Source organism: Mesorhizobium sp. M0910 (assembly GCF_040319465.1).
Classification (GTDB): domain Bacteria; phylum Pseudomonadota; class Alphaproteobacteria; order Rhizobiales; family Rhizobiaceae; genus Mesorhizobium.
The window spans coordinates 183,471-200,446 of record NZ_JAMYNZ010000006.1; the positions used below are offsets into that span (position 1 = coordinate 183,471).

Annotated in this window: 16 protein-coding genes; 2 read left to right on the forward strand and 14 right to left on the reverse strand. The window is 61.7% G+C overall.

Annotation, left to right across the window (positions count from 1 at the left end):
* Position 1 precedes the first annotated feature (1 nt).
* The 5 genes from pdeM to NKH78_RS16930 all read right to left on the reverse strand — a co-directional run bounded on the left by pdeM (position 2) and on the right by NKH78_RS16930 (position 5,963).
* On the reverse strand, positions 2-718 hold the full coding sequence (pdeM, locus tag NKH78_RS16910; protein WP_352738413.1) for a ligase-associated DNA damage response endonuclease PdeM: 717 nt from the start codon (positions 716-718) through the stop codon (positions 2-4).
* Positions 715-3,237 (reverse strand): ligase-associated DNA damage response DEXH box helicase, encoded by a 2,523-nt coding sequence (locus NKH78_RS16915; RefSeq protein ID WP_352702300.1) that lies wholly within the window; start codon positions 3,235-3,237, stop codon positions 715-717. Before NKH78_RS16915 ends, pdeM begins: the two co-directional genes overlap by 4 nt.
* Positions 3,238-3,304: 67 nt before the next feature.
* A complete protein-coding gene (locus NKH78_RS16920) occupies positions 3,305-4,216 on the reverse strand; it encodes a C40 family peptidase (RefSeq protein WP_502896125.1) in 912 nt (303 codons plus the stop codon).
* On the reverse strand, positions 4,179-4,529 hold the full coding sequence (locus NKH78_RS16925) for a MarR family winged helix-turn-helix transcriptional regulator (RefSeq protein WP_023676939.1): 351 nt from the start codon (positions 4,527-4,529) through the stop codon (positions 4,179-4,181). The genes NKH78_RS16920 and NKH78_RS16925 overlap by 38 nt, the downstream gene beginning before the upstream one ends.
* A gap of 69 nt (positions 4,530-4,598) precedes the next feature.
* On the reverse strand, positions 4,599-5,963 hold the full coding sequence (locus NKH78_RS16930) for a leucyl aminopeptidase family protein (protein ID WP_352506160.1): 1,365 nt from the start codon (positions 5,961-5,963) through the stop codon (positions 4,599-4,601).
* A 123-nt stretch (positions 5,964-6,086) separates the two neighbouring features.
* On the opposite strand from NKH78_RS16930, the gene NKH78_RS16935 reads away from it, so the two are divergent.
* Positions 6,087-6,908, forward strand: coding sequence for a tetratricopeptide repeat protein (locus NKH78_RS16935; RefSeq protein ID WP_254816398.1), 822 nt, complete (start codon positions 6,087-6,089; stop codon positions 6,906-6,908).
* Between the two features lie 114 nt (positions 6,909-7,022).
* Here NKH78_RS16935 and NKH78_RS16940 read toward each other — a convergent pair whose 3' ends face one another.
* From NKH78_RS16940 to NKH78_RS16980, 9 genes are all read right to left on the reverse strand, one after another.
* Positions 7,023-8,039 carry a type II secretion system F family protein gene (locus NKH78_RS16940; protein ID WP_254816298.1) on the reverse strand — a complete coding sequence of 339 codons (1,017 nt, stop codon included), beginning with the start codon at positions 8,037-8,039 and terminating at the stop codon, positions 7,023-7,025.
* 9 nt (positions 8,040-8,048) lie between these two features.
* A complete protein-coding gene (locus tag NKH78_RS16945; protein ID WP_352506159.1) occupies positions 8,049-9,062 on the reverse strand; it encodes a type II secretion system F family protein in 1,014 nt (337 codons plus the stop codon).
* Between the two features lie 29 nt (positions 9,063-9,091).
* Positions 9,092-10,597 carry a TadA family conjugal transfer-associated ATPase gene (locus NKH78_RS16950; RefSeq protein ID WP_352475953.1) on the reverse strand — a complete coding sequence of 502 codons (1,506 nt, stop codon included), beginning with the start codon at positions 10,595-10,597 and terminating at the stop codon, positions 9,092-9,094.
* A gap of 29 nt (positions 10,598-10,626) precedes the next feature.
* Positions 10,627-11,910 (reverse strand): CpaE/TadZ family protein, encoded by a 1,284-nt coding sequence (locus NKH78_RS16955; RefSeq protein ID WP_352738411.1) that lies wholly within the window; start codon positions 11,908-11,910, stop codon positions 10,627-10,629.
* A gap of 55 nt (positions 11,911-11,965) precedes the next feature.
* Positions 11,966-12,700: a CpaD family pilus assembly protein gene (locus NKH78_RS16960; protein ID WP_352506158.1), complete on the reverse strand. Its 735-nt coding sequence runs from the start codon at positions 12,698-12,700 to the stop codon at positions 11,966-11,968.
* Between the two features lie 14 nt (positions 12,701-12,714).
* Complete coding sequence (locus NKH78_RS16965) at positions 12,715-14,244, reverse strand: type II and III secretion system protein family protein (RefSeq protein ID WP_352506157.1); 1,530 nt, start codon at positions 14,242-14,244, stop codon at positions 12,715-12,717.
* Positions 14,241-15,056, reverse strand: coding sequence for a Flp pilus assembly protein CpaB (gene cpaB, locus NKH78_RS16970; RefSeq protein WP_254816292.1), 816 nt, complete (start codon positions 15,054-15,056; stop codon positions 14,241-14,243). The genes NKH78_RS16965 and cpaB overlap by 4 nt, the downstream gene beginning before the upstream one ends.
* Before the next feature lie 188 nt (positions 15,057-15,244).
* Positions 15,245-15,763: an A24 family peptidase gene (locus NKH78_RS16975; protein WP_254816291.1), complete on the reverse strand. Its 519-nt coding sequence runs from the start codon at positions 15,761-15,763 to the stop codon at positions 15,245-15,247.
* Between the two features lie 152 nt (positions 15,764-15,915).
* Positions 15,916-16,086 (reverse strand): Flp family type IVb pilin, encoded by a 171-nt coding sequence (locus NKH78_RS16980; protein WP_254816290.1) that lies wholly within the window; start codon positions 16,084-16,086, stop codon positions 15,916-15,918.
* A gap of 335 nt (positions 16,087-16,421) precedes the next feature.
* On the opposite strand from NKH78_RS16980, the gene NKH78_RS16985 reads away from it, so the two are divergent.
* Positions 16,422-16,844: a pilus assembly protein N-terminal domain-containing protein gene (locus tag NKH78_RS16985; RefSeq protein ID WP_352506156.1), complete on the forward strand. Its 423-nt coding sequence runs from the start codon at positions 16,422-16,424 to the stop codon at positions 16,842-16,844.
* Positions 16,845-16,976: the final 132 nt, after the last annotated feature.

Below are 16,976 nucleotides of genomic sequence, written 5' to 3' on the forward strand. Positions count from 1 at the left end.
TTCAGCCCGGCCTGAGCATCGCGTGGGAAATCGCGAAGATGCGTTCGGTGCCAAGCATGTAGGCCATCAGCGTTTCGCGGCGGAACAGCCCGGCATAGGCGCGATCAAGCAGATTGAGCGAGCCGGTATAGGCGCCGAAGGCCGGCATGATCATGCGGCCGCCATCGCCGGCAAAGCAGCGCCGCCGCACCGAGCGACCTTGCTGCACGATGCGGGCGCAAGGATGCAGATGGCCTGATATCTCGCCCTCCACCCTTACCGCCGAAGGCTCGTGCCGGAAGAGCAGAGAGCCGATGGCCAATTCGCGCACGGTCTCGCCGGGCAAGTCGGCCGGTGCTTCAGGATCATGATTGCCGGTGGCCCAGAACCAGTCGCGCCCAACCATCAGGCCTTCCAGCCTTTCGCGAAAGCTTGCGTGCATGCGCGCAGCGCCGCCGCCATCGTGAAAACTGTCCCCCAGGCTGATGACGATCGAAGGCTGGTAGTCGGCGATTACCGCTTGCAAGCGGAGTAACGTGGCTCCGGTGTCGTAAGGGGGAACCAGCATGCCGCGCCTGGCCAGCGAGGAGCCTTTTTCCAGATGCAGGTCGGACACGGCCAGAAGCCGAAATTCGGGAAAGTAGAGCACGCCGCGGCGGTCGCAGACCGCGCGTTCGCCGGCGATATCGACAGAGCCCACCTCCGCCAGAGGTGCAGCCATGGCCAGCGCGACAGTCATTTCGTCCCCATGGCCTCCTCGACCAGCGTGGCTGCATCCATCAGCAGCGTGTCATCGGCCTCGCCGTGCACAGGCATTTTGCCGATCTCGAGCATGATCGGCACGGCGAGCGGCGATATCTGCTCGAGGTTCTTATGCATGATTCGGCCCTGGACGCGCGAGAGCATCTCGGCAAGTCTGCTGACATCCAGCAGACCGGTCGCGGCGTCGGCACGCGTCGCCTGCAGCAGGATATGGTCAGGCTCATGGCTGCGCAGCACGTCGTAGATGAGATCCGTCGACACGGTCACCTGGCGGCCGCTCTTCTCTTGGCCCGGGTGGCGTTTCTCGATTAATCCCGAGATCAGCGCGCAATTGCGAAAGGTGCGCTTCAACAACCAACTGCCGGCGAGCCAAGCTTCGAGGTCGTCGCCCAGCATGTCCTCATCGAAGAGCGCTGCCAGCGACGGTTTCTTCGCCCTGAACATCCGGCCCATATCGGCAAGCGACCATATGGCAAGCGCATAGTCTGTGGCGACGAAGCCGAGCGGCTTGGCTCCCGCCCTGTCGAGGCGGCGGGTGAGCAGCATGCCGAGCGTCTGGTGCGCCAGCCTGCCCTCGAACGGATAGGCCACCAGATAGTAGCGGTTGCCGCGCGGAAAAGTCTCGATCAGCAGATCGTCGCGTTTCGGCAGCACCGACTTGTCGGCCTGGAAACGAAGCCAGTCGGCGACCTGCTCCGGCAGCTTCTTCCAGCGCTGCGGATCGTCCAGCATGGCGCGGACCTGTTCGGCCAGGTACGTCGAAAGCGGGAATTTGCCACCGCCGTAATACGGGACCTTGGCGTCGCTGCCGGGTGCATTCGAGACAAAGCACTCATTCTCGCGGATACCTTCGAAGCGCAGCACCTTGCCGGCGAACATGAAGGTGTCGCCATGCGTCAGCGTTTCGAGGAACGCCTCCTCGATCTTGCCCAGAACCCGGCCGCCACGCGAAGCCGCGCCTCTGCTGCCGGCCTGGACGTAGCGGACGTTGAGCGCCGGCACTTCGATGATGGTGCCGACATTGAGCCGGTATTGCTGGGCGACGCGAGGATTTGAGACCCGCCACAGCCCGTCCTTGTTCAACCGGATGCGGGCATAGCGCTCGTAGTTCTTCAGCGCATAGCCGCCAGTGGCGACGAAATCGATGACGCGATCGAATGTCGGCCGATCGAGATTGGCGTAGGGTGCTGCCGTCCGCACTTCCCCAAACAGCGCATCGGCATGGAACGGCGCACCGCAGGCACAGCCCAGCACGTGCTGCGCCAGCACGTCGAGCCCGCCATTGACCAGCGGCGGCGTATCCTGGGCACCGAGATAATTGGCATCGAGCGCCGCCCTGCATTCCAGCACCTCGAAGCGGTTGGCCGGAATCAGGATCGCCTTGGACGGCTCGTCCATACGGTGGTTGGCGCGGCCGATGCGCTGCGCCAGCCGGCTGGCACCTTTCGGCGCGCCGACATGGACGACCAGGTCGACATCGCCCCAGTCGATGCCGAGGTCGAGCGTCGAGGTGGCGACGATCGCACGCAAGGCATTCTCGCCCATCGCCTTTTCGACGCGCCGGCGCTGGGCGACATCGAGCGAACCGTGATGCAGCGCGATCGGCAAGGTGTCCTCGTTGACCCGCCACAACTCCTGGAACAGCAGCTCCGCCTGGCTGCGTGTGTTGACGAACAGCAGGGTTGTCTTGTGGCGCTTGATCTCGTTGTAGATCTCCGGCGTTGCATAGCGGGCCGAATGTCCCGCCCACGGCACGCGCTCCTCCGAATCGAGAATGGAGATGTCGGGCTTGGCGCCGCCGGTGACGACGATCAGGTCGGCCATCGGCCCTGGTGGATTCTGGCTGACCAGCCACCGCCGCAATTCGTCGGGCTCGGCGACCGTCGCCGACAGGCCTATCGTCTGGAGGGCCGGCACAAACGAGCGCAGCCGGGCCAGCCCGAGCGACAGGAGATGCCCGCGCTTCGAGGTCACCAGCGAATGCAATTCGTCGAGCACGACATAGCGCAGGTCCTCGAAGAAGCGCCTGGCATCGGGCGCGGCAATCAGCAGGGCCAATTGCTCGGGCGTGGTCAGGAGAATGTCGGGCGGCGCCAGCTTCTGCCGCTGGCGCTTGTGTGCGGGCGTGTCACCGGTGCGCGTCTCGACGGTGACCGGCAGCCCGATTTCTGCGACGGGTTTGCCGAGATTGCGCTCGATGTCGACGGCCAGCGCCTTCAGCGGCGAGATGTAGAGTGTATGGATGCCTCGATGCGCCTGCCCCGGCCTTATCCTCGGTCGGCCGGCCAGTTCGGTCAGCGATGGCAAGAACCCGGCCAGCGTCTTGCCGGCGCCGGTCGGGGCGATCAGCAATACCGACTGCCCGTCCTGGGCTTTGGCCAGCAAATCGATCTGGTGAGCGCGCGGCGACCAGCCCTTTTCCGCAAACCATTTGACGAATGGCTCGGGCAGGACGACGGCGGCATTCTGTTGGGCAAGGCGCGGCTGCTCTGTCACGTGCCAGAGGTAGCGCGGCGACGCGCAATCGCCAAGCAGAATCAGAACAAAAGGTGATCGATTCGCGTTATGGCCGGCGAAACCCGGTCGGGCCGCCATAGAGATAACCGATACGGGCGACCGCCTCCCTCATTCCTTCGCGCGACACCAGCATGGTGTGGCCGTTGGCGTGGATCATGGTCTCCGGATCCGTCATGATCGCGACGTGGCCTTTCCAGAAGACCAGGTCGCCGCGCCGCAACCCGGCAAAATCCGGCCCGGGATCGAGCGGTTCGCCGACGGTCGCCGCCTGCATGTCGGTGTCGCGCAGCACTTGCCTGCCAGCCATGTGCATTGCAAGTTGCACGAGACCGGAACAATCGATGCCGAATCCGGAGACGCCACCCCACAGGTAGGGCGTGCCGAGAAACGACTCGGCGACCGCGACGTAGTCGGGGGCAAACTCGGCGACAGGCCTGAGATGACCCGAGATGACCGCCTGGCCGGACGGCAGCAGAGCATAATGCGTGCCGCGCGTTTCCGCTGAGCCCGTCACCGCCACCAATGACCCCATCGAGAGCTCCCCGCTCACCGGGAACCGCAAATCCGGTCCCGGATACAGGAAAGTGCGCGGCACCGAGACAACATGCGTGGCCGCATGATCCCGACCGCCCAGCACAGTGTCGGCGACATAGCCGACGTAGCCGTCGCGCTCGGCCTGTATCCAGGCCCAGCCCCCAACGTCCTCGAAGACGAGGACGTCTTCGCCGAACAGAAGCTGGGTATCGACGCCGGCGTCCGGCCGCGGCGCCCTGCGGATGTCAGCGACGGAGGCTGATATGCGAGCCGGCCGGCCGGCGACGAAACGGTCGGCGGAAACCTCGCCTTTCAGCCTGGCGTCGGCGAGATCGGAGCGGAAGGCATGGAGGCGGGCATCCCTGGCGGTCAAATCGGCAACTCGTTCAAATGGGCAACTCTTGGGCTCTGGCAATGATAACATCGCCAAAGCGCTCGACAAAGAGCGCGCCTTCTACTGTGCGCCTGACCAGCACGTTGCGCTTGTCGAGCTCGTCGCGGTGGCGCGACACCAGTTTCAGCGCCCCCATCGTATCGAGCGCACGGGTGATCACCGGCTTGGTGACGTTGAGGCGGGCGGCTAACCCCCGCACCGTGTGTGGCGGTGGATCGAGATAGATGGTGAACAGGATCGCCGTCTGGCGCATGGTGAGATCGGGCGCGTCGTCACGCACCTCGGATAACACCACCTGTTGCCATAGTCGCAAGGCCTGGCTTGGACGCATGATAATCGACATCCGTCCAGCATGACTGAAAATTGTTTCGGTTCCGTTTCAGTCAATACCTTCGTCGGCTATGCCCGAGAATCAACCGTAGCGGTTCGAAATGGCCTGCTCCAGCGCCCGGATGCCTTGCGCTTCGCCACCGGCAAGACCGTGCGGGCGGTCGGACGGGTTCCAGGCGTAGATGTCGACATGCGCCCAGCCGGCGGTCTTTTCCACGAAGCGCTTCAGGAAAAGCGCCGCGGTGATCGAGCCGGCGAAACCGTCTGACGTGACATTGTTGATGTCGGCCACCTTCGACGCCAGCTTGGCGTCATAGGGCTTCCACAACGGCATGCGCCATAACGGATCCTCGACCGCAACGGAGGCGTCCGCCAGCTCGGATGCAAGCGCCTCGTCACCGGTGTAGAACGGCGGCAGGTCGGGACCGAGCGCAACACGGGCAGCGCCTGTCAGCGTCGCCATATCGACCAGCATCTGCGGCTCTTCGTCATCGGCCAAGGCCAAGGCATCGGCGAGTACCAGCCGTCCTTCGGCGTCGGTGTTGCCGATTTCGACGGTGATGCCCTTGCGGCTCACCAGCACGTCGCCTGGCCGGAAGGCGTTGCCGGCTATCGAATTCTCGACAGCCGGGATGAGCACGCGTAGCCGGACCTTCAGCCCGGTGGCCATAATCATGGAAGCGAGGCCCAGCACGTTGGCAGCGCCGCCCATGTCCTTCTTCATCAAAAGCATGCCCGAGGACGGCTTGATGTCGAGACCGCCTGTATCGAAGCAGACGCCCTTGCCGACCAGCGTTATCCTGGGGGCATTGTTCGGCCCCCAAATCATGTCGATCAGGCGCGGCGCGTCGGCAGATGCCCGACCGACGGCGTGGATCATCGGAAAGTTGGCGGTAAGAAGATCGTCGCCTTTGGTCACCGATATTTCGGCCTTGTGCGTCGCGGCCAAGGTCCGGGCGGCTTTTTCCAGCTGGCCGGGGCCCATATCGCTGGTCGGCGTGTTGACCAGATCGCGCGCCAGGAAAATGCCATTGGCGATGCGGCGGATGCGGGCAGCGTCGGTGCCTGCCGGCAGCGCGAAGCGAAGGCTCTTGCCTGGCTTCTTGCCGTAGCGGGTGAAGACATAGCCGCCGAGCGCCACGGCGAGTGCCGTAAGCTCCGGCTTGGCGGGTGCCGACGCAAAACGCCAGTCGCCCGCGGGCAAGGCTCTCGCCAGTGCGCCGACGGCCAGTGCGCCCTCGTCATCACCGGTGCCGAACAGGGCTCCGGCAATCGCGCCGTTGTCGCCAGGCACGATCAGCGTCCTGCCAGCTTCGCCGGAGAAGCCGTTGGCCTTGGCCCAGGCGACCGAGGATGGCGCAAGGCCCGCTGCCGCCAGAGCATCCTTCGCCACCAGATGGACCGGCAGCGCATTGCTCAATTCTTTCTCGACGAGTTCGACAGGCATTCGCTGGTCTCCGGGTTTTCCGAGTCGGCGTTTCTTAACTCTCCGTTAGGGTTAACAGAATATTTCTGCGGGAGGGAAGATGACCACGCAAATGGTCACGCGATGAACGGAGCCTTGGTGCCGATGCTGACCAACCGCAGGATGAACGCCAGCGCAAACAGGCTGATCAGCACGGCGTTGATGATGGCGCTTGCCGCAGGCGTCGCTGGCTGCGGAACCAGCAAATTGACGACTGGTTCGATTTCTCGTCCAAGCGGCAGGCCGCTGGAAACAATGTCGGCGGGCGAACTGCACAACGCTACGATGGCGCTCGGCCAGTCCTATGCGAAAAACCCCAGCGACAAGCGCATCGCCACAAATTATGCCGCGGCGCTGCAGATGGACGGCGACGCAGACCAATCGCTTGCGGTGATGCGCAAGCTGGCGATCGCCTTGCCGAAGGACCGCGACGTGCTCGCCGCCTATGGCAAGGCACTTGCCGCCAACGGACAGTTCGAACCGGCTCTCGATGCCGTGCGCCGCGCGCAGACCCCTGAATATCCTGATTGGAAACTGGTGTCGGCGGAAGCTGCTATTCTCGACCAGCTGGGCCAGAAGGATGAGGCGCGCCAAGGCTATCGCAAGGCGCTTGACCTCAGGCCGAACGAACCGTCGATCCTTTCCAATCTCGGCATGTCGTACGTGCTGGAAGGCGATTTGCGCACGGCCGAAACCTATATGCGCTCGGCCGCCCAGCAGCCGAATGCAGATAGCCGCGTTCGCCAGAACCTGGCGCTGGTCGTCGGTCTGCAAGGCCGTTTCGACGAGGCCGAGAAGATCGCCTCGCAAGAGCTGTCGCCGGATCAGGCGCAGGCTAACGTCGCTTACCTTCGCCAGATGCTGGCGCAGCAGAATGCCTGGAGCCAGCTCAAGGACCAGGACAAGGCAAAGCCTGCCACCAACTGACCGCTTCGACCGCCGAACCGGCGCGCGAATTCCGCAACATGTCTAACGCAAAGAGCCGCGCTGCACCGGCAGCGTGGCTGAATCGTATCAGCGTTTCTGGCAACGCCGCTGGTGCTACTCGCTGCTGGATTTCGGCTGGTCGCCGAAGATGCCGCGCTGGCTCACCTGGATGCCGGCGGGACCAAGAATGATGGCGAACAGTACCGGCAGGAAGAACAGGATCATCGGCACGGTGAGCTTCGGCGGCAGCGCGGCCGCCTTCTTCTCGGCGGCATTCATGCGCATGTCGCGGCTCTCACTGGCAAGCACCCGCAACGCATGCGCCACGGGCGTGCCGTAGCGCTCGGCCTGAACCAGCGCCTGGGACACCGACCTGACGGATTCCAGGCCAGTTCGGCTTGCAAGGTTCTCGTAGGCTTGCTTGCGCTCCTGCAGATAGGAAAGCTCGGCGTTGGTCAGGATGAATTCTTCCGCCAATGCCACAGATTGCGCGCCGATCTCATCGGCGACCTTGCGAAGCGCCGCTTCCACCGACATGCCGGACTCGACGCATATCAGCATCAGGTCGAGCGCGTCCGGCCACGCCATCTGAATCGACTGCTTGCGCTTGGTAGCGCGGTTGTTGACGTAGAGCACCGGCGCGTAGAACCCCGCATAGGCAACCACGATGCACACGAACAGCTTCACGAAAAACGGCTGCTCGGGCAATCCGCCGAGCACGAACAGATACATCGCCGCCAATGCAAAGCCGATGAAGGGCAGGACGAGACGGAAGAAAAGGAAGCGCGTCAGCGGATTTTGCCCGCGAAAACCCGCCACTTTCAATTTCTGCAAGGTACCTTCATCCGCCAGCGCACGCCTGAGATCCAGGCGATCGACAATATTGCGCATGCCGACCGACTGTTCTTCGCGCAGGCCCTTGCGGCGGCGGTCGGCTTCGATTGCCAGCCGCGCCCGCTGCTTGGCGCGCAGCTCATCGCGCTCCAGCGCCACGGATTTCATGCGCGCCTTGAGCTGGTTCCCGCCAAAGGCGGGCAGCAGCGTGAAGACGGTCGCAAACACCGCTATTCCGACCAGCAGTGCGATCAGCAGGGACGGATCGGTGAGAGTTCTGACGACGTGATCGGTCATACGCGAGTCCTAGACTTCGAAATTCATCATCTTGCGCATTACCAGGACGCCTATCGACATCCACACGCCGGAACAACCGAGGATCAGATTGCCGGTGCTGGTGGTGAATAGGGGCATGATGTAGTTCGGGCTCGTCAAATAGACGAGACAGGCGACGACGAAAGGCAACGCGCCGATAATCACGGCGGATGCCTTGGCTTCCATGGACAACGCCTGGACCTTGGCTTTCATTTTCTTGCGATCGCGAAGCACGCGCGAAAGATTGCCCAGCGCTTCGGAAAGATTGCCCCCGGCCTGAGACTGGATCTGGATGACGATGCCGAAGAAGCTCGCCTCGGTGCACGGCATCGTTTCTGGCATGCGCATGGCCGCGTCGGGGATCGACAAACCCATTTGCTGCGAATCGACGATGCGGCGGAACTCGGTCTTGACCGGCTCCGGGGATTCGTTGGCGATCAGGCGCACGGCATCGTTCAGCGGCAGGCCGGATTTTACCGCACGCACAATGATATCGAGCGCGTTCGGAAATTCGTTGAGGAACGCCTTGACGCGCCGCCCGCGGCGAAACGAGACGAACCAGCGTGGCAGACCCAAGACGCCGACCAGCAGCGCAGCCGGCAAGACCAGCAGCGGTGCGCCGATGAAATATATAAGAGCCGTCAAGACGACGCCGCAGGCCGCCGAGTAGACATAAAAGCGCTCAAGCGAGATCTTCATGCCGGCCTGACGGATTTGGATCTTCAGCGGTGGTTTTTTGACCAGGCTCTGATTGGACTTTTGCTTTTGATCGAGATCCTTCAGCGAATCCTGGACGGACTTGCGACGCTTGGCCGCTTCCGCGACGCGATCGCGCGAAGCCTTGACGACGGAACGATCCGTCTCGGCGGTCTTGATCGATTCAAGCCGCTTACCGACCTGCTTCTCGGTGCTGATCCGGTTGAACAGGAAAGCATAGGCCACAGCGCCGGCGCTGAAGCCGGCGAGCACGACGAATGCCAATACGGTGCCGTCAATTCCGAACATCGATCCTGGCCCCCACGGTTCCGGACGGATCAGTCAGCGCGCTTCTCCATTGCCTCGAGCGCAACGGCGAGGCGCTGCTCCTCGCCGTAATAGCGGGCACGCTCCCAGAAATGCGGACGGCCGATGCCGGTCGACACGTGCTCGCCCAGCAACCTGCCGTTCGCGTCCTCGCCCTTGATGTTATAGAGAACGATGTCCTGGGTGATGATGACGTCGCCCTCCATGCCGATCACCTCGGTGATGTGGGTGATGCGCCGCGATCCGTCGCGCAGGCGTGCAGCCTGTATGATCACGTCGACGGAGCCGACGATGATTTCGCGCACGGTTTTTTGCGGCAGCGTGTAGCCGCCCATGGCGATCATCGACTCTATACGGTTGAGGCATTCGCGCGGGCTGTTCGAATGGATCGTGCCCATCGAGCCGTCATGGCCAGTGTTCATCGCCTGCAGCAGGTCGAACACTTCGGGTCCGCGCACTTCGCCGACGATAATGCGTTCGGGCCGCATGCGCAGACAGTTCTTGACCAGGTCGCGCATGGTCACTTCGCCCTCGCCTTCGAGGTTGGGCGGGCGGGTTTCGAGACGCACCACATGCGGCTGCTGCAATTGCAGCTCAGCCGAGTCCTCGCAGGTGATGACGCGTTCCTCGCGGTCGATATAGTTGGTCAGGCAATTGAGCAGCGTCGTCTTGCCCGAGCCGGTACCGCCCGAGATGACGATGTTGCAACGGACACGGCCGATGATCTTGAGAATCTCGGCCCCTTGCGGCGAAATCGAGCCGAACTTGACCAACTGATCGAGCGTCAGCTTGTCCTTCTTGAACTTGCGGATGGTAAGTGCGGTGCCGTCAATAGCCAAGGGCGGTGCGATGACGTTGACACGCGAGCCATCAGGAAGACGCGCATCGCAGATCGGGCTTGATTCATCGACGCGGCGGCCGACCTGGCTGACGATACGCTGGCAGATGTTGAGGAGCTGCTGGTTATCACGGAACCGGATGCCGGTCTGCTCGACCTTGCCGTTGACTTCGATGTAGACGTTCTTGGAGCCGTTGACCATGATGTCGGCAATATCGTCGCGCGCAAGCAGTGGCTCCAGCGGCCCGTAGCCCAAAACGTCGTTGCAGATGTCCTCGAGAAGCTCTTCCTGCTCGGCGATGGACATCGCGAAATTCTTGATCGCGATGATGTCGTTGACGATGTCGCGGATTTCCTCGCGCGCGCTTTCGGGATCGAGCTTGGCCAGCTGCGACAGGTCGATCGTGTCGATCAGTGCGGCGAAGACCTGGCTTTTGGTGTCGTAGTAGGTTTCGCTCTTTTGGCGCTGGATAGTTTTCGGCTCCGGCGCCAATGGCGGCGGCTCGACTGCACGGCGAACCTGCGCTGCAGGCGCGCCGGACGGCGGCAGCGTCGCGGGTCTGGCAGCTATAGCCGCTTCCATGGGGTTCGCGGCAGCCGGCGCAGCAGCTGCGGGTGCGGGCTGACGGAATTCCGGGATGGTCCGGTTGCCGTCATCGCTGCCTCTTTTACCAAACATGATCGCTTACCAATTCCACCGCTGAGGCATCACTTCTTGTTGCGCGAAAGCTTGCCTATCAGGTTGCCGAGGCCAGCCTTTTTCTTCACCTTGATTTCGCTGCGCCCTGTCAGCACATGGGCGATCTCGTTGATCGTGGCGACGACCGGACTCTTGGCATCCATTTCACCAAGCATACGTCCGTTATTGGCAGCATTTCCGAACAAAAGCGGCTCGAACGGGATGACTGACATCGTCGAAAGGCCGAGGGATTCGGAGAAGTCGGACGGCGTAATCTCGGGACGCTTCGGCACACCGGCCTGGTTGATCACAAGCTTTGGCGCAGGATCGTTCGGACGAAGCCGCTTCAGCATGTCGACCAGGTTCTTCGTGTTGCGCAGATTGGCCAGTTCGGGCGTCGCCGTGATGACGATCTCATCGGCCTTGACCAGCGTGTTCTTGGTCCAGCCCGCCCACAAGTGGGGAACATCGAGCACGAGGAGCGGCGCGCTACGCTGGGCTATGTCGATAAGCTGGGTGAAAGCGTCGGGATCGAAATCGTAGACCCGCTCCAGGGTCGAAGGGGCCGCAAGCAGCGACAGGTGCTCGGCGCATTGGGCGAGCAGTCGGTCGAGATAGACCTCGTCGACGCGTTCCGGCGAGAAGACCGCCTCGGCAATGCCTTGGGCCGGGTCCTGGTCGAAGTTGATATTGGCCGTTCCGAAGGCGAGGTCGAGATCGGCGACAACCACTTCGGATTTGAAAAGGGACGACATGGCCCAGGCCACATTATGGGCTATGGTCGAGGAGCCGACGCCGCCCTTGGCGCCGATGAACGCAATCGAGCGGCCGATCGGCTCAGCTTCCGGATCAACGAAGATCGAAGACACCACGCTGACGATGTCGGCCATCGATACGGGCGCGATGACATATTCGGAGATGCCCGAACGAATGAGTTCGCGATACAGGCCGACATCGTTGTAGTGGCCGACAACCACCACCTTGGAGGTCGGGTCACAATGCTCGGAGAGCTGGGCGAGTTGTTCAAGCAACAGCTTCGGCTCGCTGCGGGATTCAAGCAGGATCAGGTTCGGTGTCGGCGCCGACTGATAGAATTCGATAGCGGTGGGGATGCCCCCCATATGCACCTTCAGATGGGCCTTGGCCATGCGGCGATCCTCGCCGGCGCGCTCGACCGGATTGGCTACGCCTTCGGTCTCGCAAAATGCCTGGATCGAAATGCGCGGGATCGGCCGCAACGCCTGCATCGCGGCAATATCCTGCTCCGAGGTTTCGCCGCCCGGTACCTCTGTGTCATAGGCAAGATTGCTCATTGTCATCACTTTCCGTGACTTGCGCGGCTTAGAGTTTGTTGAGCCTCAACACTCGTTAATAATCGACTTCCGAATTGCCGAGGAATTCGTCCGAAATACCCCTGTCACGATAGACGTCGATCACCGCGCCGCGATTTTCCGCGTCGATCGGCGACGGTTTGCGTGGCCCGATCAGATCGGACGGATTGGCCATCTGGGCAGCCAGGTTGTTCTGATACGAACAGCCGAAATCGGCATAGTGCTTGTTTTCCGAAGTCTGCAGCAGGTCTTCGGGCCAGCGCCCGCATTTATCCGTCTGAGCCTTCACCGAGACATAGGCAACGCGGACCGGTGCGGACGCTTCGGCTGAAACAGACTGATAGGACCGCATGGCGATCCGCTTCCGGCTGATGCCGCTGGCTATGGCGAGCCTGGCGAAATCGCGGCCGGCCGCGGCCGCTGCGATTTCGTTAGCTGAGCCGCTCGGAATCTCGATCGTCAGCACCGGAGCCGCGCTCCTGTCGTATCCGTTGAGAAAGCCCAGGAGCGTGTCACGCTGGGATCTGGTCATGCCACGGTCGCCGGCGCCGACCGGAAGGTCGATCTTCTGGACCTTCTCGGCGATGACGATAGGATGGGTGGTGCGATAGTCGTCCGGTATGGCACCGACCGTGACGCTGTCGCGATTGGCGCAGCCGGCCAGTGATGCCGCTACCGCGATCGCTATGATCGGAACGGCCGGCCGCCAGATCCGCGAATGAACGGACTGTATCGCGGTGACCGCCCTTGCCTTCGATACTGCCTGAGACATGTCGACTTCCCCGCTTACTTGTAGATAAAGCCGACAACGCCGTGATAGCGGCCGTTGGGCTTGTCGGTCTGCATGGTGCCGTAGACGCGGTTGACGCGGCCAAGGAACATGCCGGCGCCATCGCTGGCTGCGTTGAAATTGTCATCCGGCTTGGCAAGATCGTTGCGCGCCACCGGCTTCACCAGATAGGGCGTGATGATGATGACGAGTTCGGTCTCGTTGCGGACGAAATCCCTGCTGCGGAACAGCGTGCCTAGCACCGGTATTTTGGTCAGGCCGGGCAGCCCGGCAACCGCCTGCCTGATGTCGTCGCGGACAAGGCCCGCGATCATCATGGAACCGCCGGAGGGCAATTCCACCGTGGTGTCGGCCAGGCGTTTGCGGATCGACAGCAAAGTGGTGCCGGGTAAGTCGCCGGCTCCTTCCAGGACTGCGGCGCCTTCGGTCGTAGGTTCCGAAACCGACGTCCTCACTTTAAGGCTGATGCGGCCCGCCGAGAGCACGACCGGCTGGAATTCGAGCCCAATTCCATATTCAAGGCGTTCGTGCTCGTAGGTAATCTGGCCAGTTTGATTGTCGTTTGAAACGTTGCTTGTTCGGCCGGTGATGATATTGAATTCGCCGCCGACCTTGAAGGTCGCCTTCTCGCCGGAAACGGCGGTGAGAGTCGGCTCGGCCAGCGTCTTCATGACACCGCTTTGCTCCATGGCGTTTATGTACGCTTGAAGAGTTGAGCTGCCGATCGCCGCCCCCGAATATTGCGACAGTGGCTTTCCCAATCCGTATGCAGGCGTGGTGAGAGCGCTCCAACTGATGCCGTTGCTGCTGCCGTTGCCGACCATGTTGACGCCGAGCTGCTTCATCACCGTGCGGCTGACCTCGGCAACCGTCACCTTCAGCGTCACCTGGTCGTCGCCGATAATCTGCAGCAGGTTGATGATCTGGCTGACGCGGCGCTCGGCATCCGGGTTGTCGATGGCGACGCCGGCTTCGGCCGAACCGCCGGCAGCGGTCTGCGAATATTGACCCGTGGTAGCCTCGCCGCCGGACACGAAGATATTTGCCAGATCAGCCGCGCGCTTGGCGTCAAGAGGAGTGTCGACGGTTCCGGTCAGAACGACGTTGTCGTTCAGCAACTCGACCTTGACCTCCGATGACGGGATGAAGCGCTTGATATAGTCCTCCAGCCCGGCAACATCGCGTTCGACCGCTAGGTCAAGGCTGACGATCTGCTCGCCATTCGGGCCAAAGACGAAGATGTTGGTCTCGCCGACCGCCTTTCCGAACAGATAGATGCGGCGGGCAGTGCGGGTCACTGCGTCGGCTACAGCGGGGTTGGCGACGAGAATATCATAGGCATCGCTCGGCAGGTCGATGACCACCGATTTATTGAGTCCGAGTTTGACCCGCTGGGTGGCGGTCGAAGCCGTGACCCTAGCATTGCCCGCCGCACTGGCATCGAGGATGCCATATGCATTCGTTCCAACGAGAAACAGGCCGATCGCCGCAGCCAGGGTGAGCGGCAGTTTGGTTTTTAGCCTCATTTCCTTGCCCCCACCTCGGAAACTTCGCCCGACTTGATCAACCGCACGGTGCCGCGCCGGCCATTGCCGGAAACCAGGTAGTCGGCCTCGCCCACATTCTTGTCCTGGCTGTCCTTGATCGAGCGCAGCGCCAGTGTCAGGCGATCCGCCATCTGCTGTGCGACGGTGATGATCTCGGACTGCTGCGGCGTCAGCTCCAGGGTGGCGGTCTGGCCGACTCTGGTCTTCTTGCCTTCCTCATCCTCCTGGATGGTCTGGTCGATCGCCAGGACACGAATGTTTTTGAGGATAGTTTCGGTCGTGAAGCCCGGACCACCGCCATTGGCGGCATCGGTTCTACGGGTCATGATGACGTCGACGAAATCGTTTGGAAGAATGAAGCCACCGGCCGAGGTGTCGGCCGAAATGCTTGTGGCGACAGCCCGCATGCCGGAGGGCAGGATCGACGACATGAAGCTTTGCCCTTCACCGATCAGCTTCGAGCGGCGCAGCGGCTCGCCGGCATAGAGCGCCACGCGGGCGACGGCGCCCTTCAGCTTGTCCAGCGCTTCAGGCTCGGCAGCGCGGGTGATGAAATTTGCGTTGATGCCGGCGGACGGCCATGACTCCCAGGAAATGTTGTTTTCAAGCGGACTGCCCATCGGAACGTCGCCGGAAAGAACAAGCACATCCTGCAGCGCGATCGCCGGCGCCTGAGGACCGGAATCGACAACCGGAGGCGGCGGAGCCACAACCATGTTCTTCGCGACATAGCCTGCACCACCGGCCGCGGCTATCGCCACGCCTAGAATAATTAATCGGGATGCTGGCATCTGTCCGAACCTCGCCTTGGCAAACCACTAGCCAAGCCGGACTTTGCAGCGGCAATCGTCAAAACAAGGTTAATGTTATACTTACGATCGTGATTAATTTAAGGTTTACATAAATTAGAGCGACAACTCTGGCCCGAAGGAAAACGGGGCCAATTCGCCTGCTCGGCGCCAACGGCGGAAAGCGAAATTCAGCCCGCCAGCCTGGTAAGCGCCCAGGCCATCAACGGTGAGTCGGAATAGGTGAGCAGACCGCCAATGCCAAGCGCAATGCCGTACGGAACGCCGGTCGCCTCATCGGCGAAATGGCGCAGGAACCGATTGTGGCTTGTGACGGCGGCAAGCAGCGATTTTCGATAGGCGATGATGGCAAGGGTCAGCAGACCGCCGATGAACGTCGAGGTGACGAGATACTCGACGAGATGGATGTTCAGTCCCATCCATACGGCAGTGGCGGCCAAGAGCTTGGCGTCACCGCCGCCCATGCCGCCAAGCGCGAACAGGCCGAATGTCACTACAAGAACCAGGCCGCCGGCGGCGAAGTGCCCGCCATAAGTGGCCCAGTCCATGCCGGTCAAGGGCGCAACCAAGGCAAAGACAACGACGAGCAGCACAGGCACGCGATTGGCGATCGTCATCGACAGCATGTCGGAGATCGCGGCAAAAAGCATGCAGAATGGAAAGACGACGAAGATCACGGCTTCAAGCATGGGCGTGGCGCCTGTGGTCAAACTGTACCCGGTCCCAGCCTAGGTATGTTCGATTAACGATTGATGAGGTCTAAAGTTCAAAATCATGCGTAGGACTAAATAAGGGCCGCCAGTGCGGCGGCCCTTATTGGGAAGCAACGGAATGTTGTTGCTTACGAAGCGTTGACCTTGGTGGCAATCTTGTCAAACTTGGCGTTCAGCGCGGTGCCGAGCGAGGTGGCGCCGACCATGATGGCGAGCGCGATGAGAGCGGCGATCAGACCGTATTCGATAGCGGTCGCGCCGGATTCGTCCTTCACAAAACGTGCGATGAGGTTAGACATTTGAGCTCCTACTCCAATTGTTACAGCACTTCCGTCAACTTCTCTTGGTGGCTGATCGGATACTGCGAATCTAAGGAGAAGCTGTTTCAATCGGCTTAATAAACAGGCTTACCGATTCCTTTCCCGCTTCGATGGCATTGCGTGGTTAACCCAGAACTAAAATCCCCGCCGCTAGGACCCCGGGCCGACAAAAGGCGCAAAAGGCGCAATTCGGCAAAGACGTTCCAGCCGTGCCGGCTAGGCCCAATGCCGGTTCCTGTGAACTCCAGCCGCTTAACGGTTGGTTCACCAATCTCGTTCATGTTCCGTTGAACAGTTTGCCAGGGGGCGCCTCAATGGCCGGGCCGAGATCATCATTTCCAGTTGCCGTGCTTTGTGCCGCAGCGGCTTTCGCCTTTCCAGCCAAGGCCGGCGTCGGCATCGAGGTGACGATGAACCAGGCAAAGATCATCAAATTGTCGCGCGCCGCCGATACGATTGTCGTCGGCAATCCGGCGATCGCCGACGCCTCCGTGCAGGACGCATCGACGATCGTACTGACCGGCAAGGGATTTGGCGTCACCAATCTTGTCGTCCTCGATCAGGAGGGCAACCCGATCGTCGATGAGCAAATAACCGTCGTGCGGCAGGCGGCGGCGTCGGTCCGCATCTATCGACGCGCCGAAGTGCAGACGATGTCCTGCGCGCCATATTGCGAAAGCTCGTATAAGAGCGATGCCGAAAAGGCCTCTGAAGCCGAGATGAGCGCCGGGCATTAGCTAGCCGACGTCTCCGTCTTTGGCGAGAACGTGCTTCGGTTATGGCCGGGTTAAGGCCTTCCCGTTGAATTTAACGGTCATTCCAACCGGACTTCAATCTGTTCCGACTAAGGGTGGGACCGATACAGAAGC

Coding starts and splice junctions, on each gene's coding strand:
- NKH78_RS16930 (WP_352506160.1), bottom strand. CDS start 5,963: ATGCCTGTCGAACTCGTCGAGAAAGAATTGAGCAATGCGCTGCCGGTC.
- NKH78_RS16960 (WP_352506158.1), bottom strand. CDS start 12,700: ATGTCTCAGGCAGTATCGAAGGCAAGGGCGGTCACCGCGATACAGTCC.
- NKH78_RS16950 (WP_352475953.1), bottom strand. CDS start 10,597: ATGTTTGGTAAAAGAGGCAGCGATGACGGCAACCGGACCATCCCGGAA.
- NKH78_RS16955 (WP_352738411.1), bottom strand. CDS start 11,910: ATGAGCAATCTTGCCTATGACACAGAGGTACCGGGCGGCGAAACCTCG.
- NKH78_RS16965 (WP_352506157.1), bottom strand. CDS start 14,244: ATGAGGCTAAAAACCAAACTGCCGCTCACCCTGGCTGCGGCGATCGGC.
- NKH78_RS16985 (WP_352506156.1), top strand. CDS start 16,422: ATGGCCGGGCCGAGATCATCATTTCCAGTTGCCGTGCTTTGTGCCGCA.
- NKH78_RS16975 (WP_254816291.1), bottom strand. CDS start 15,763: ATGCTTGAAGCCGTGATCTTCGTCGTCTTTCCATTCTGCATGCTTTTT.
- NKH78_RS16980 (WP_254816290.1), bottom strand. CDS start 16,086: ATGTCTAACCTCATCGCACGTTTTGTGAAGGACGAATCCGGCGCGACC.
- NKH78_RS16925 (WP_023676939.1), bottom strand. CDS start 4,529: ATGTCGATTATCATGCGTCCAAGCCAGGCCTTGCGACTATGGCAACAG.
- NKH78_RS16935 (WP_254816398.1), top strand. CDS start 6,087: ATGCTGACCAACCGCAGGATGAACGCCAGCGCAAACAGGCTGATCAGC.
- cpaB (WP_254816292.1), bottom strand. CDS start 15,056: ATGCCAGCATCCCGATTAATTATTCTAGGCGTGGCGATAGCCGCGGCC.
- NKH78_RS16945 (WP_352506159.1), bottom strand. CDS start 9,062: ATGTTCGGAATTGACGGCACCGTATTGGCATTCGTCGTGCTCGCCGGC.
- pdeM (WP_352738413.1), bottom strand. CDS start 718: ATGACTGTCGCGCTGGCCATGGCTGCACCTCTGGCGGAGGTGGGCTCT.
- NKH78_RS16940 (WP_254816298.1), bottom strand. CDS start 8,039: ATGACCGATCACGTCGTCAGAACTCTCACCGATCCGTCCCTGCTGATC.
- NKH78_RS16920 (WP_502896125.1), bottom strand. CDS start 4,216: ATGTTATCATTGCCAGAGCCCAAGAGTTGCCCATTTGAACGAGTTGCC.